The sequence below is a fragment of the Klebsiella sp. OBRC7 genome (assembly GCF_000293135.1).
Taxonomy (GTDB): Bacteria; Pseudomonadota; Gammaproteobacteria; order Enterobacterales; family Enterobacteriaceae; genus Klebsiella; species Klebsiella michiganensis.
The window spans coordinates 51,712-65,829 of the sequence record NZ_ALNJ01000086.1; the positions used below are offsets into that span (position 1 = coordinate 51,712).

Annotated in this window: 14 protein-coding genes; 3 read left to right on the top strand and 11 right to left on the bottom strand. The window is 57.2% G+C overall.

Annotated elements, in window-relative coordinates; all coding sequences use genetic code 11:
* Positions 1–4: 4 nt before the first annotated feature.
* From amtB to HMPREF1144_RS17980, 6 genes are read right to left on the bottom strand one after another with little or no spacing between them, the layout of a single operon-like run.
* On the bottom strand, positions 5–1,291 hold the full coding sequence (gene amtB / locus HMPREF1144_RS17955; protein ID WP_004848284.1) for an ammonium transporter AmtB: 1,287 nt from the start codon (positions 1,289–1,291) through the stop codon (positions 5–7).
* A gap of 33 nt (positions 1,292–1,324) precedes the next feature.
* Positions 1,325–1,663 (bottom strand): P-II family nitrogen regulator, encoded by a 339-nt coding sequence (gene glnK / locus HMPREF1144_RS17960; RefSeq protein ID WP_004099573.1) that lies wholly within the window; start codon positions 1,661–1,663, stop codon positions 1,325–1,327.
* Positions 1,664–1,676: 13 nt separating this feature from the next.
* Complete coding sequence (locus tag HMPREF1144_RS17965) at positions 1,677–1,907, bottom strand: hypothetical protein (RefSeq protein ID WP_009653598.1); 231 nt, start codon at positions 1,905–1,907, stop codon at positions 1,677–1,679.
* Positions 1,907–3,685 (bottom strand): SmdB family multidrug efflux ABC transporter permease/ATP-binding protein, encoded by a 1,779-nt coding sequence (locus tag HMPREF1144_RS17970; protein ID WP_004848278.1) that lies wholly within the window; start codon positions 3,683–3,685, stop codon positions 1,907–1,909. Before HMPREF1144_RS17970 ends, HMPREF1144_RS17965 begins: the two co-directional genes overlap by 1 nt.
* On the bottom strand, positions 3,678–5,450 hold the full coding sequence (locus tag HMPREF1144_RS17975) for a SmdA family multidrug ABC transporter permease/ATP-binding protein (protein WP_009653566.1): 1,773 nt from the start codon (positions 5,448–5,450) through the stop codon (positions 3,678–3,680). Before HMPREF1144_RS17975 ends, HMPREF1144_RS17970 begins: the two co-directional genes overlap by 8 nt.
* A 42-nt stretch (positions 5,451–5,492) precedes the next feature.
* Positions 5,493–5,951, bottom strand: a complete 459-nt coding sequence (locus HMPREF1144_RS17980) for an Lrp/AsnC family transcriptional regulator (RefSeq protein ID WP_004848274.1) — start codon at positions 5,949–5,951, stop codon at positions 5,493–5,495.
* 115 nt (positions 5,952–6,066) lie between these two features.
* On the opposite strand from HMPREF1144_RS17980, the gene HMPREF1144_RS17985 reads away from it, so the two are divergent.
* Positions 6,067–7,119, top strand: coding sequence for a PLP-dependent cysteine synthase family protein (locus HMPREF1144_RS17985; protein ID WP_009653553.1), 1,053 nt, complete (start codon positions 6,067–6,069; stop codon positions 7,117–7,119).
* 46 nt (positions 7,120–7,165) lie between these two features.
* Here HMPREF1144_RS17985 and cof read toward each other — a convergent pair whose 3' ends face one another.
* On the bottom strand, positions 7,166–7,984 hold the full coding sequence (cof, locus tag HMPREF1144_RS17990; protein ID WP_014228185.1) for an HMP-PP phosphatase: 819 nt from the start codon (positions 7,982–7,984) through the stop codon (positions 7,166–7,168).
* 126 nt (positions 7,985–8,110) lie between these two features.
* Here cof and HMPREF1144_RS17995 point away from each other — a divergent pair, with 126 nt between their 5' ends.
* Positions 8,111–9,811: an SgrR family transcriptional regulator gene (locus HMPREF1144_RS17995; protein ID WP_009653580.1), complete on the top strand. Its 1,701-nt coding sequence runs from the start codon at positions 8,111–8,113 to the stop codon at positions 9,809–9,811.
* 66 nt (positions 9,812–9,877) lie between these two features.
* Positions 9,878–10,573, top strand: a complete 696-nt coding sequence (gene queC / locus HMPREF1144_RS18000) for a 7-cyano-7-deazaguanine synthase QueC (protein ID WP_009653557.1) — start codon at positions 9,878–9,880, stop codon at positions 10,571–10,573.
* Positions 10,574–10,677: 104 nt separating this feature from the next.
* On the opposite strand, the gene HMPREF1144_RS18005 is transcribed toward queC, so the two are convergent.
* The 4 genes from HMPREF1144_RS18005 to hupB form a co-directional block, all read right to left on the bottom strand.
* The gene (locus HMPREF1144_RS18005) at positions 10,678–11,079 is read right to left on the bottom strand and encodes a YbgC/FadM family acyl-CoA thioesterase (protein ID WP_004848264.1); all 402 of its coding nucleotides are present in this window, start codon (positions 11,077–11,079) and stop codon (positions 10,678–10,680) included.
* A 110-nt stretch (positions 11,080–11,189) separates the two neighbouring features.
* Positions 11,190–11,555 (bottom strand): helix-hairpin-helix domain-containing protein, encoded by a 366-nt coding sequence (locus HMPREF1144_RS18010; RefSeq protein WP_004848263.1) that lies wholly within the window; start codon positions 11,553–11,555, stop codon positions 11,190–11,192.
* Between the two features lie 148 nt (positions 11,556–11,703).
* Positions 11,704–13,578, bottom strand: a complete 1,875-nt coding sequence (gene ppiD, locus HMPREF1144_RS18015) for a peptidylprolyl isomerase (protein ID WP_004848261.1) — start codon at positions 13,576–13,578, stop codon at positions 11,704–11,706.
* A 213-nt stretch (positions 13,579–13,791) separates the two neighbouring features.
* The gene (gene hupB, locus HMPREF1144_RS18020; RefSeq protein ID WP_002444653.1) at positions 13,792–14,064 is read right to left on the bottom strand and encodes a nucleoid-associated protein HU-beta; all 273 of its coding nucleotides are present in this window, start codon (positions 14,062–14,064) and stop codon (positions 13,792–13,794) included.
* Positions 14,065–14,118 lie beyond the last annotated feature (54 nt).

A 14,118-nucleotide genomic window follows, 5' to 3' on the forward strand; every position in this document is an offset into this window, starting at 1 on the left:
TTTATCAGGCGTTGTAGGCGTTTTCGCCGTGGCTGTTTACGTCCAGCCCTTCACGCTCTTGATCTTCCGGTACGCGCAGGCCAACGGTCATGTCGGCAACCTTGTAACCGATAAAGGCGACGACGCCGGACCAGACGATGGTGATACCGATGCTTTCCAGCTGTACCAGAACCTGATGGCCCATGGTGACGCCTTCCGCGTAGCCCACACCGCCCAGAGAAGTCGCGGCGAAGATACCGGTCAGAATGCAACCTACGATACCGCAGACGCCGTGGACGCCAAACACATCACACGGGTCATCAACGCGCAGCCAGCGTTTCAGAACGGTGACGCCCCACAGACCCGCAAGGCCCGCAGCGATACCCACAATCAGCGAGCCGCCGACGCCAATGTAGCCACAGGCCGGAGTGATGCCGACCAGACCGGCAATCGCCCCTGAACAGGCGCCGAGCAGTGACGGCTTGCCGCGGGTTGCCCACTCGCCAAAGGTCCATGCCAGGATAGCCGCCGCCGTTGCAACCACGGTGTTAACGAACGCCAGACCGGCAATTTCGTTCGCCGCGCTTGCTGAACCGGCGTTAAAGCCGAACCAGCCAACGTAGAGGATAGCGGTGCCGGTGAAAACCATCGGCAGGTTATGCGGTTTGAACGCTTCTTTACCAAAGCCGACGCGTTTGCCCATCATGTATGCGCCCACCAGCCCCGCGACCGCGGCGTTGATGTGAACAACCGTACCGCCGGCGAAATCAAGCGCGCCGTGTGTAGCCAACAGACCACCGCCCCATACCATGTGCGCAATCGGCACATAAGAGAGCGTCATCCATACCACAACGAATATCAGTACCGCCGAGAAGCGAATACGTTCCGCCAGAGCACCGACGATCAGGCCAACGGTAATACAGGCAAAGGAGCCCTGGAAAGCAACGTGGATGTACTGATAGAAGCTCCCCATCAGCGCTTTCAGTTCAATATTTTTCAGCAGTACCCAGTCGAAGTTGCCGAAGAAGCTGCCGCCAGCGCCGAAGGCCAGCGTGTAGCCATAAACCACCCACAGTACGCAGACCAGCGCAAACGTCACGATGACCTGCGTCAGCATGGAGAGAACGTTTTTACCGCGGATCAGCCCGCCGTAGAACAGCGCAATGCCCGGAATCGTCATAAACAGCACCAGCGCGGTGCAAATCATCATAAAAGCGTTGTCGGCTTTGTCCGCGACCGCCGGTGCGGCCATCGCCAGCCCCGGAAGAAGAGCCAACGCTCCCAGACCTGTTTTCATTGTTGCTATCTTCATTGTTTCGTTCCCCATCACTGTGTGGTCTGAAAGTTACAGTGCCGCTTCGTCTGATTCGCCGGTACGGATGCGAATCACGCGCTGCAGCTCGGCGACAAAGATTTTGCCGTCGCCAATCTTTCCGGTGTAAGCCGCTTTACTGATGACATCGACGACTTCGTCCAGCTGATCGTCGGCAATCGCGACGTCAATCTTCACTTTCGGCAGAAAATTGACGCTATATTCCGCGCCGCGATAGAGCTCCGCGTGGCCTTTCTGACGGCCGAACCCTTTAACTTCAGTGACCGTCAGGCCCTGAATACCCATTGAAGATAATGCTTCACGCACGTCTTCCAGTTTGAATGGTTTGATTACCACGGTAACCAGCTTCATAAGTCCCCTCCAGTCAGAATTCGGTAATGGCCGCAGCTAACACGTCTCTAATAAAGCAAGGGCTATGCCAGAAATGAAAAAGGACCGCCAGGCGGCCCTTTTTGAGGAGGAAGGAGAATAATTCGGCGGAAACGAAGCGGCAAAATGCCTCTTTTGCCTGAAACTGCACCATTTCAGTGCGCAGCTTGTGACGATTTTGCACCACCTCAGGCCGCGGCGGCGTCGCTGCCTGTTTATGGTGCATCAGGCGATAAGCGACTCTTCCTGCGCGCTGGCCGCGAGCTCTTCGCCAGCCAGCTGCAGTTGATACATCTGCCAGTAGCGGCCTCTGGCCGCCAGCAGCTGCTGGTGGCTTCCGCGCTCAACGGCCTGACCGCGGTGCAGTACCAGGATCGTATCGGCCTCGACGATGGTCGATAAGCGGTGCGCAATCACCACCAGCGTGGTGTGCTCGCGCACCCGAGCCAGAGCCTGCTGAATCGCCTGCTCGGTACCGGAATCGATATTGGCCGTCGCCTCATCAAGAATCAGCACCTGCGGCGTATCGACCAGCACCCGCGCCAGCGCCAGCAGCTGTTTCTGGCCAACGGAGAGGTTATTCCCCTGCTCGCCCAACTGCGTATAAATACCGTTTTCCATTTCACGGGCCAGCGCCGCCAGCTGTACCGCTTCCAGCGCTTCCCAGACCTGCTCTTCGCTGATATCGCGACCGAGGGTGACGTTGGCATAGAAGGTGTCAGCCAGCACCACCGGATCCTGCTGCACCATCGCAATCCCCTGACGCAGCGCGCTGTGGCTTAAGGAAGAAAGCGGACGACCGTCGATGCGAATCTCTCCCTGGGTTAACGGGTAGTAGCCCATCATCAGGCTGGCCAGGGTGCTTTTACCGCTCCCGGTATGACCAACCAGCGCCACAAAGCTGCGGGAGGGGATATCGAGATTAATATCCTGCAACACCAGGCTATCGTCGCGGTAGGCAAAAGAGACATGATCGATACTCATCGCCCCGCTGCGCAGCGGCTCGCTATCTTCTCCCCACGCCTGACGTGGTTTGTCCATGAGCTCGAAGACGCGCTCGCCCGCCACGACCGCCTGCTGCAGCATTGACTGCTGGGTGGTCAGCTCGATCAGCGGCTCGTTCAGTCGCCCAAGATAGCTAATAAAGGCGTAGAGCACCCCGACTTCGATCGTTCCGCTACTGCTGAAACCAAACAGCATCAGCAGGCCGCAGAGTATTAATGAAGAGAACAGGCTTAGCAGCGGACGCAGCAGGAAGCCATCAAGACGCAGAGTTTGCATGCGCGCCAGATAGTGGGCGTAGCTGGCCTCGCGCATCCGCTCGCCGAACCGCGCCTGCTGGCGGAACTGCTGGATAACGCCCATGCCGTTAATCACTTCATTAAAACCATCGTTGATATCCGCCAGCCAGGCGCGGACCCGTCTGACGATGGGCGTGCTGTAGCGCTGATAAATCATCATCACGATCAGCACCGCCGGGAAAATAGCGATAGCCACCAGCGCCATCCGCCAGTCAAGGCTGAACATCGCCACCAGCATCGCGCCAATCAAAGCGGCGCTACGCAGCACGGTCGCCACCACGGTCACGTAGAGATCGCGAATCACTTCGGTATCGTTGGTAACCCGCGAGATGAGCTGCCCGACCGGCTGCGTATCAAACTCGCTGAGCGGCTGACGCAGCGCGGCGTCCATCACGTCGCTGCGCAGCTGCTGCACTACGCCGACTGCCGCGCGATTAAACAGCAGCGCCTGACAGTAATGCAGACCCGCAGCGAGGATTTGCAGGCCAATGTAGGCCGCGGCGAGGCCGCAGACCAGCTTCAACGGCAGCGAGTGCTTTGCCACCATATTGTCGATAAAGTAGCTGATCAGCAGCGGACCGCTGACTTCCGCGACCGCCGCAACCCACATAATGGCAACCGCTATCATCAGCGGTTTACGCCACGGGGAGCCGTAGGCCAGCAGGCGCTTTAGCGTCGGCCAGAGTTCAGTAAAACTACGCACCGGCGACCTCCTTATCTTCCTGCGGGACATCATCCAGCGCCGCTTCCAGCTGCTGATAACGGTACATATCCCGATACCAGCCCGGCTGCGCCGCCAGCGCCTCATGGCGACCGCGCTGGGCAATATGCCCGTGCTGCATCACCAGAATTTCGCTGGCCTCGGTCAACGCCGACAGGCGATGGGCGCTAATGATCACCGTCCGTCCCTCTCCCCACTGCCGCAGGTTATGCAAAATCTGGTGCTCCGTTCTGCCGTCCACCGCCGACAGCGCATCATCAAGGATCAGAATCTCCGCCTCCAGCAGCAGCGCGCGGGCGATGGAAATTCGCTGCTTTTGCCCGCCGGAAAGCATCACGCCGCGCTCGCCGACTTCGGTGTTATACCCCTGCGGCAGGCGCAGGATATCCTCATGCACGCTGGCAAGCCGCGCAACGTGCTCGATTTGCTCCTGCGTGGCATCCGGTTTACCGAGGGCGATGTTGCTGGCGACGGTATCGGAGAACAGGAACGGTGTCTGATTAACCACCGCCAGCCGGGCGCGCCAGCTATCCAGCTGTAGCCGGGTCAGGGGAACGTCGTGGAAGCGGATATCGCCTTCAGTCACGTCAAAGTGGCGCTGAATCAGCGCCAGAATGGTGCTCTTGCCGGAGCCGGTCGGCCCGCAAATCCCCAGCATTTGCCCGGGCTGGAGCGTAAAGTTGACCTTTTCCAGCGAAGCCTTATTCGCCTGCGGATAGATAAACTCGCGCACGGCGACGCTAAGCGCACCTCGGCCTTCCGGCGTCGGCTCGCTGCCGTCGTTCACCACCGGCGCCTCCTCCAGCATGGTGCGAATGCGCGCATAGGCCGCGCTGCCGCGCTCCACGATGTTAAACATCCACGCCAGCGCCAGCATTGGCCAGATCATCAGGCCGAGGTACATCACAAAGCTGGTGAGCTGACCCAGGGTCAGGCTGCCCTGGATCACCATCCAGCTGCCGCCGCCGATGGCCAGCAGGTTAGCGGTCCCGATAGCGATATAAATCGTCGGGTCAAAGCGGGCGTCGATACGCGCCACGCGCATGTTTTTCGCCCCGGTATCTGCGGCGTCGGCGGCAAACAGCGCCGACTGTCGATCTTCGAGACCAAAGGCTTTGATCATGCGGATGCTGGTCAGGCTCTCCTGGGTGCGGTCGTTGAGGCTGGAGAAGGCCGCCTGCGCGACGCGAAAGCGCTCGTGTAAAGCATCGCCGTTACGCTTAATCGCCAGCGCCATCAGCGGCATGGGCAGCAGCGCCAGCAGGGTTAACTGCCAGCTGATTTGCGTCGACATGACAATCAGCACCGCGCAGCCCATCACCAGCGAGTCAACCAGGGTTAGTACCCCCTCGCCGGCGGCGAACACCACCCGATCCACATCGTTGGTGGCGCGAGCAATCAGATCGCCGGTACGGTGGCGCAGGTAAAAGGCCGGATGCTGGCGGCTGAGCTGGCGATAGAAATCCTCGCGCAGTTCGACGGCCAGCTGATAAGAGGCGCCGAAAAGCAATACGCGCCAGACGTAGCGCAGCAGATAGACCATCACCGCAATAACAACCAGCAGGCCGATCCACATCCACACCTTTTCCGCGGTGTAATGTTGTTTTGTTACGCCGTCAACTACGATGCCCACCACCTTTGGCGGCACCAGTTGCAGAATGGCAATCACGATCAGCAGAGCAATAGCGCCGAGGTAACGACGCCACTCCCGGCGGAAATACCAGCTAAGTTGGGCAAATAATCGCAAGCAGTTAAATCCTGAGTGTATAATTCGTAGCGGCTGATGCCGTTAATCAATCGGCAAGGCAGTGGTGTATTTTATCTGTTCCATGGCAAAACTCGAAGTCACATCCGAGAGCCCCGGCACGCTGTTTACCAGGCGTTTATAAAAATCGTCGTAGTTCTTCATATCCGCCACCTGAACCCGCAGCAGGTAGTCATACTCCCCCGCCATACGCCAGAAACCGAGAACCTCCGCCATCTGCGTGACCTCGCTGACGAAGCGGCAATACCAGTCGCTACTGTGATGCTGAGTCTTAATCAGCACGAACGCCGTCAGCCCAAGGCCGACCTTTTCCGCGTCCAGCAGCGCAACGCGTCCACACAGAATACCTTCGTCTTCCAGCCGCTTCAGGCGCTTCCAGCAGGGCGTGGTGGTCAGATTAACGGCATCGGCCAGCGCCTGCAAAGAGAGGGTGCAATCGGTTTGCAGTAAAGAAAGCAGCTTACGGTCAATTTTATCTAACATTCGGTGCCTCAGGAGAAAAATTTACTCCATTCATTGTAATTGAAAGGCTAAATGGCAACAATTTTTCCTTCGATTTCCGCTAAGCTGGGCACAAAATGACAAACAGGAATTTGAGATGAACAGCGCCTGGGTAAAACACGCGATTAGTGAAATTAATGCCGATTATCAGCGTTCCGCCGACACGCATCTTATTCGTCTGGCGCTCCCGGGGTTCCCGGGGATCCAGCTCTACCTGAAGGATGAAAGCACCCATCCAACCGGTAGCCTGAAGCACCGCCTGGCCCGCTCGCTGTTTCTCTATAGTCTGTGCAACGGCTGGATTAAAGAAGGGACAACGATTATCGAATCCTCTTCCGGTTCGACCGCCGTTTCTGAAGCCTACTTCGCCCGTCTCTTAGGCCTGCCGTTTATCGCCGTGATGCCTTCCTGTACGGCAAAACGTAAAATTGAACAAATTGAGTTCTACGGTGGCCGCTGCCACTTCGTCGATAGCGCCTGCGAAATCTATGCCGCCTCCGAAACCCTGGCCCGCGAGCTGAACGGCCATTATATGGATCAATTTACCTATGCCGAACGGGCGACCGACTGGCGGGGAAACAATAATATCGCCGACAGTATCTTCCGTCAGATGAATCACGAGCCGCATCCGCAGCCGTCGTATATTGTGATGAGTGCGGGCACCGGGGGCACCTCTGCCACCATCGGACGCTACATTCGTTGTCAGGGCTACGATACGCAGCTGCTGGTGGTTGACCCACAAAACTCGGTGTTTATGGACTACTGGCAGAGCCGCGACGCCAGCCTGCGCAGCCCGGTCGGCAGTAAAATTGAGGGCATCGGTCGCCCGCGCGTCGAACCGTCGTTTATTCCCGACGTGGTCGATGAGATGCTGCGGGTACCGGATGCCGCCAGCGTCGCCACCGCGCTATGGCTGGAAACGCTGCTCGGACGTAAGGTCGGCGCCTCCACTGGCACCAACATGTGGGGCGTACTGCAGCTGGCCGTGCGGATGCGCGAAGAGGGGCGCACCGGCTCTCTCGTCACGCTGCTGTGCGACAGCGGTGAACGTTATCTGGAAACCTACTACAACCCGCAGTGGGTAGCGGCCAATATTGGCGATATCTCCACATGGCAGGCACAAATCGCCGACATGCTGCAGGCAAAATAAAAGAAGCCAGATATCACAGGATATCTGGCTTGCTGGCAGGGTCTCTTTATTCGGGGGAATAAGGAAGATCGGGATTATCCAGCCAATGAGTCAAAAAGTGGGAGACGGCCTGATGACGGCAGTCGCCAATAACCGGTAGATGTGGGAGTTCCGCTTTCAGCTGATTCATCGCATTGCCCATAATCACGCCGCGCCCGACGCTGCCGAGCATTTCCAGGTCGTTCATGGCGTCACCGAACGCCATACAATCCTGCATCGTCAGCCCCAGATGTTGGCTTAATACCGCCAGCGCCGCGCCTTTGTTACAGCCGCCAGGCAACACTTCAAGGCAATCCATCGCCGAAAAACAGAGATCCGCTCGGCCGCCCAGCGCTTCACTCAGTTGAAGCCTTAGCCGCCGCAAATCGTCATGATCGCCGCAGAAGCAGATTTTAGTGACCTGATGCGCCGGCATTCGCTTTGGATCGTACAGCTGATAACGAAAACCGCTAAAGACGTGCGCTTTCAGTAATTCCGGGATCGCCTGCCCGGTGTACCAGCCGCCGTCGTTAAAGAAATGCATACTTGCCGTGGTTTCCCAGGCGCTGTGCAGCACCTCTTCCGCCACATCGGGAGCCAGATCGCGGCGATACAGCTCCTCACCTTCCAGAGAGTGAATGCGCGTCCCGTTGCCGGTGATTAAAAACGCATCCAGAGAGAACTCGCCGATAACGTGGCGCATTTCCAGAGCATGACGACCGGTGGCGAAAGTCAGGGTGATATCGCGATCGCGCAGACGTTTGAGCGTCGAAAGCGTTTTTTCTCCCAGACGATGGTCCGGCATCAGTAGCGTACCGTCCATATCGAATGCAGCCAGTCTTGCCATCTTCTGTTCCCCAAATCGTGGTGGATTTTGCTTGTGTTGCAGTATTGCCTGAGATATACGGAAGTAATAGTGAATAGATAAATTTTATTGTTCCGGGTTTACCAATCTACGCAGGATTACACAGCGATGAGGCTATTAAACCGTCTGCATCAGTACCAGCGACTCTGGCAACCCTCCGCCGGAGAGCCGCAGCAGGTAACCGTCGGCGAGCTGGCCGAACGCTGCTTTTGCAGCGAACGCCACATTCGAACCCTGCTGCGCCAGGCGCAAGAGTCCGGCTGGCTAAGCTGGCAGGCCAGCTCCGGTCGCGGAAAGCGCGGGCTACTCCAGTTTTATAAAGCGCCGGAAGCGCTGCGCAATGAGATGATGGAGCAGGCGCTGAATAAAGGGCAGCAGCAAAATGCCCTCGAACTGGCCCAGCTGGCGCCGGTGGAGCTTAAAGCGCTGCTTTCCCCCTTTCTCGGCGGCCAATGGCAGAACAATACGCCGACCCTGCGTATTCCTTACTACCGTCCGCTGGAGCCGCTGCGCCCGGGTTTTATGCCGGGACGCGCGGAGCAGCACCTGGCCGGGGAGATATTCTCCGGTCTGACCCGATTTGATGCGCAGAGTACCTGTCCGATAGGCGATTTAGCCCATCACTGGGAGGTGTCGCCTGACGGCCTGCGCTGGCACTTTTATATTCGTTCTACCCTGTTCTGGCATAACGGCGATCCGATTAAAACCTCACAGCTGCAGCAGCGGCTCCTGATGCTGCTGCAGCTGCCCGCGCTGCGCACGCTGTTCGCCAGTATCAGCGAGATTAGCGTCACCCACTCCCAGTGTCTGACTATCACCCTGCATCGCGCCGATTACTGGCTGCCGTTCCGCCTTGCCAGCTACTGCAGCGTGCTGGCGCATCCGGACGATCCGGCGATCGGCAGCGGACCGTTTCGCCTGAAGCGATTTACTCCGGACCTGGTGCGGCTGGAAAACCATCAGCGCTATCATCTCACTCACCCGCTGCTGCAGGCCGTGGAATACTGGATCACGCCGCAGCTGTTCGAGCAGGATCTGGGCACCAGCTGTCGTCATCCGGTACAGATAACCATTGGCGATCCTGACGAGCTGACCAGACTACGTCAGGTCAGCAACAGCATTAGCCTCGGCTTTTGCTATCTGACGCTGCGCCAGAGCCCTCGTCTTAACAAAGCGCAGGCGCAAAGGCTGGTCTCGCTGATTCATCGCTCCACCCTGTTAGAAACCCTACCGCTGGATGAGGATCTGATCGCGCCCAGCAACGAAGTATTGCCGGGTTGGTCTATTCCGCAGTGGCCAGAAAATGATGATACACCGCTGCCCGAGCGGCTAACTCTGCTCTATCACCTCCCCGTAGAGCTACACGCCATGGCGGATCGGCTTCGTCAACGGCTGGCGGAGCTGGGCTGCGAGCTGACGATTATTTTCCATGATGCGAAAAACTGGGATGGCTGCCAGCAGTTTGCACAGGCGGACCTGATGATGGGCGACCGCCTGATTGGCGAAGCGCCGGTCTATGCGCTGGAGCAGTGGCTACGCTGCGACGTGCTGTGGCCTAATTTGCTGACCGGGGCGCAATATGCGCATCTCCAGGCGACGCTGGATGCCGTTCAGGCCTTACCAGACGAACGCAGCCGTAGCGAAGCGTTGCGCAACGTTTTTAACAGCCTGATGAACGATGCCATCATGACGCCGCTGTTCAATTATAATTATCGCATCAGCGCGCCGCCGGGGGTCAACGGACTACGGCTGAACGCGCGCGGCTGGTTTGATTTCGCCAGCGCCTGGCTACCGGCCTCTACGCCGTGACGGGGCTGGTGGTCACGTTCATCAGGCGCTACCATATGCGCCTCACTTCAATTGTCAGGAATTACCATGAAACGCGCCGTAGTTGTCTTCAGCGGAGGACAAGATTCGACGACCTGCCTGGCGCAGGCTCTGCAACAGTATGATGAAGTGCATTGCGTCACTTTTGATTATGGCCAACGTCATCGCGCGGAGATTGATGTTGCTCGCGAACTGGCGCTAAAGCTGGGGGCCGTGGCCCATAAAGTCCTTGATGTCACCCTGCTTAACGAACTGGCGGTCAGCAGCCTGACCCGCGATAACATTCCGGTTCCGGATTATGAACCGGACGCCAGCGGTATCCCGAATACCTTCGTACCCGGGCGCAACATTCTGTTTTTAACCCTGACGGCCATTTACGCGTATCAGGTGAAGGCGGAAGCCATTATCACCGGCGTTTGCGAGACCGACTTTTCGGGCTACCCGGACTGCCGCGACGAGTTCGTGAAAGCGCTGCACCATGCCGTCAGCCTCGGTATGGCGAAAGATATCCGCTTTGAGACGCCGCTAATGTGGCTTAACAAAGCCGAAACGTGGGCCCTGGCAGATTACTGGGGCCAGCTCGACCTGGTGCGCCATGAAACCCTCACCTGCTATAACGGCATTAAAGGCGACGGCTGCGGGCAGTGCGCCGCCTGTAACCTCCGCGCCAACGGGCTGAGCCAGTATCTGGGCGATAAGGTTGGGGTGATGACGGTGATGAAGCAGAAAACCGGGCTCCAGTAACCGGTTACTTCCCGGCGGCGTGGCGGGATCGCAGGCGGCTCACGATGCATAGCCCGGTCAGATACGCAGCACCGCCTCCGGGACATCCCCCTCCGGCTGGCCTGTTAGCGAGGCTCAAGCTGCTCCAGCTTCTCCCGCAGTTCGCCCTCAAGCGGCAGCGCTTTCTGCGTTTTTAGATCGATACAGACAAAAGTGATAAGCGCATCGGCGACCACTTCGCCGTTAGGGTTGAGGGTGACCACCTGGCTTAGCGTCCCGCTTTTTCCGTTCAGCTGTTCGAGCTTGCTGGTGACGGTTAACACATCGCCCAGTACCGCCGGTCGGCGGTAGTTGATATTGATATTGACCACCACAAAGGCGATATTGCGAGCGGTCATCCAGTGGAAGGCCGGGCTGCTTTCCAGGCCATCCCAACGCGCTTCTTCGAGAAACTCCAGATAACGCGCATTGTTAACGTGCTGATAGACATCCAGATGATAGCCGCGAACTTTGATTTGTGTCTGCATAGCGCAAATGCCTTATCTTTAATTGTTGTTGTGAGGTCAGAGGTCACACCACTGGTGTGACCTCTTCAGTCTGGCAAATAATGACGACTGTGCAAACTTTCGCTGAAAATTTACAGCTTCAGATGTGACAGATTTCTTTCTACCAGCGAGTTGCCCATTCCGGGCACCTGTTTAAGATCGTCAACGGTTTTAAATGGCCCGTACTCTTCGCGATAGCTCACTATAGCCTGCGCTTTCTTCAGGCCGACGCCATTCAGCGCCTTAGCCAGCTCTTCCGCGCTGGCGTTATTGATACTCACCCTGGTGCCTTCACTATCCGGCGCATTTAACGCATCCGGCGCTTTTGCCTGCGGCGACTGCACGCTTTCCTTTACCGGCGCCGACGCTTTGCCGGCAGAAGGCGCCGCCTGCGCTATCTGACTCCCCGCCGCGCAAACCAGTACGGCGGCTATAAGCGTTTTCATTCCTCGTTTCATGCTGTTATCTCCTTGTTTGTAGACAGCATGGTCACGATAGCGACGAAGGAAAAAGAGTACAAAAGGCAAAATGCAGAAATGGAAAAGGCCGCGAAAGCGGCCTTTGAGAATGACATCACGTTACTTGCTTTTGCGAAGCAGCACGTAATTATTGTTGCTGATCGATAATGTCGCCGAGCTTAATTTTCGCCGCTTTACGCAGGTTGCTCATCAGCGCTTCGAAAGCGATCTGGGCGTTATTCTGGGTGATCCCCTGAATCATCGCTTTTTTCTGCTCTTCCGGCATCGTACCCGCTTTCACTTCGTCCAGCGCCAGCAGCACCACGTTGCCCTGCAGATCGGAGCCCACGCCGTAGCTTGGCTTACCCGCCTGCGGCAGCGGAAGTGCAAAGACGGACTGGCTCAGCGCTTCCTGACCGGTGCGTGACAGCGTCTGCGGCGCACCAAAGCTCAGGCCTGCGGCTTTCATCGCTTCATCGCCTTTGCCCTCTTTCAGGGCCGTCAGCAGCTTGTCGGCATCCAGCTTCGCCTGCTGTTCCGCTTTCGTGTGCTTCACAATATCGCTCACCTGCGCTTTTACATCCGCCAGCGGTTTCACCGCTTCCGGTTTATGCTCGCTGATGCGCAGAACAAACGCGCGATCGCCGTCGACGGTGATGATATCGGAGTTGCTGCCCGGCGTGCCGTTTTCGCCCACCAGGCCGCCGTTGAAGATAGCTTCAGAGACCGGCTTGAAATTCAGCTCTTGCGGCAGGCTGTCGCGGCCAAACCAGCCGGTTTCAACCACTTTAAGACCGGCAACCTGGGCAGCACCCGCCAGCGACTCGTTATCGTTGCTCGCCGCGTCGCTCACTTTCTGCTGCAGGGCATAGTACGCATCCAGGGCTTTTTCCTGCTTCACTTTCGCCGCAATATCGTCGCGAACCTCAGCCAGCGGTTTAACCTGTGCTGCCTGAACATCGTCCAGACGAGCGACCAGGAACCCAACGGAGGATTTAATTACACCAGAAAGCTGGCCTTTTTCTTTCAGACCGGCCTCTTTCAGCTCTGGCACGGTCGCCGCATCTTCCAGCCACCCCATATCACCGCCGCTGCGGGCAGAGATAATATCGGTTGATTTTTCTTTGGCCAGCGTGGCGAAGTCAGCGCCTTTCTTCAACTCATCAAGCACCGCCTGAGCATCGGCTTCGGTTTTGGTCTGGATGATGCTGTAGCGGTTACGCTGCGGCTGAGTGAACTGATCCTGATGCTGGTCGTACCATGACTGAATTTCTTCATCAGAGACGTTTTCCTGCATGCTGGCAGCGTCCAGCTTGATGTAGCTGACGCGGAACTGCTCAGGCGCCATAAAACGCGCCTGGTTCTGCTGGTAGAACGCGTTGATTTCATCGTCGGTTGCGGTTTGCTTCGCCGCCAGGGCATTCACGTCGAGAGTGGCTTCACGGACGACGCGCTGTTGAGAAACCAGCGCCGCCAGCTGGTCGGATTCGCCCGGCAGCATAAAATCGGTACCGGCTACGGCGTTGATCAGCTGCTGAGTCGTCAGCTGATTACGAAGCGCCTGCGCGTACTGATCCGTCGTCATCCCCATCTGATTAACAATACGGCTGAAGCGCTCGTTATCAAATTTGCCATCCGCCTGGAAAGCCTGGGTCTGGAAGATAGCCTGCTTCACCTGGTCGTCGCTGATGTTGAGACCCAGCTCACGGGCATACTGATCGAGCAGCGCCTCGTCAATCAGACGGTTCAGCACCTGCTGACGCATGGTCTTCATGTAATTTTCATTGGCCGCCAGTTCTGAGAACTGGTCGCCAAGCTGCTGCTGCATGCGATTACGCTCGCTGGCAACGGCATTTTCAAACTGTGCGCGACCAATCTCCTGGTCATTAACTTTTGCGGCATAGTTGTTACCACCGCCAATCAGGTAACCACTCACCCCGGTCAAAATGAACGAGACGATAATGATACCGAAAATAATCTTGAGCACGACGCTGTTGGCGGCCGTGCGTAGGTTGTCCATCATGGTGTAACAACGCTCCGCTGTAGATGACTTTAGCTCGCGCAGCATAGCATGTGATGGCCGCCGCGCGTGAGGACGTATTTTGACAAGAAAACGGGGTGATTGTCAGCCCACAAGTGCGTATAAAGTCACATTAAGTCTCATTCTGGCAAATAAAAAAGGCACATCTTACGATGCGCCCTTGTACTTCGTCACAGACCCCAGTGGGGAAGTCGATCAGTTTACCGCGTCTTTCAGCGCTTTACCTGCACGGAAACCCGGTACTTTAGCAGCAGCAATGGTGATTTCTTTGCCTGTTTGCGGATTGCGACCGGTACGGGCAGCGCGCTCTTTAACAGCAAAAGTACCAAACCCTACCAGCGCAACGTCATCCCCAGCCTGCAGAGATTCAGTAACAGAAGCGATTAAAGCATCTAACGCACGTCCAGCTGCGGCTTTAGAAATGTCCGCACCGGCAGCAATTTTGTCAATCAGTTGAGATTTATTCACTGTTCTCTTCCTCTCTTTATAATTTATATCGCACCAGAATCCTTCGTGGTGCGA

Coding starts and splice junctions, on each gene's coding strand:
- HMPREF1144_RS18010 (WP_004848263.1), bottom strand. CDS start 11,555: ATGAAACGAGGAATGAAAACGCTTATAGCCGCCGTACTGGTTTGCGCG.
- HMPREF1144_RS17965 (WP_009653598.1), bottom strand. CDS start 1,907: ATGCACCATAAACAGGCAGCGACGCCGCCGCGGCCTGAGGTGGTGCAA.
- ppiD (WP_004848261.1), bottom strand. CDS start 13,578: ATGATGGACAACCTACGCACGGCCGCCAACAGCGTCGTGCTCAAGATT.
- queC (WP_009653557.1), top strand. CDS start 9,878: ATGAAACGCGCCGTAGTTGTCTTCAGCGGAGGACAAGATTCGACGACC.
- HMPREF1144_RS18005 (WP_004848264.1), bottom strand. CDS start 11,079: ATGCAGACACAAATCAAAGTTCGCGGCTATCATCTGGATGTCTATCAG.
- cof (WP_014228185.1), bottom strand. CDS start 7,984: ATGGCAAGACTGGCTGCATTCGATATGGACGGTACGCTACTGATGCCG.
- HMPREF1144_RS17980 (WP_004848274.1), bottom strand. CDS start 5,951: ATGTTAGATAAAATTGACCGTAAGCTGCTTTCTTTACTGCAAACCGAT.
- amtB (WP_004848284.1), bottom strand. CDS start 1,291: ATGAAGATAGCAACAATGAAAACAGGTCTGGGAGCGTTGGCTCTTCTT.
- HMPREF1144_RS17985 (WP_009653553.1), top strand. CDS start 6,067: ATGAACAGCGCCTGGGTAAAACACGCGATTAGTGAAATTAATGCCGAT.
- HMPREF1144_RS17995 (WP_009653580.1), top strand. CDS start 8,111: ATGAGGCTATTAAACCGTCTGCATCAGTACCAGCGACTCTGGCAACCC.
- glnK (WP_004099573.1), bottom strand. CDS start 1,663: ATGAAGCTGGTTACCGTGGTAATCAAACCATTCAAACTGGAAGACGTG.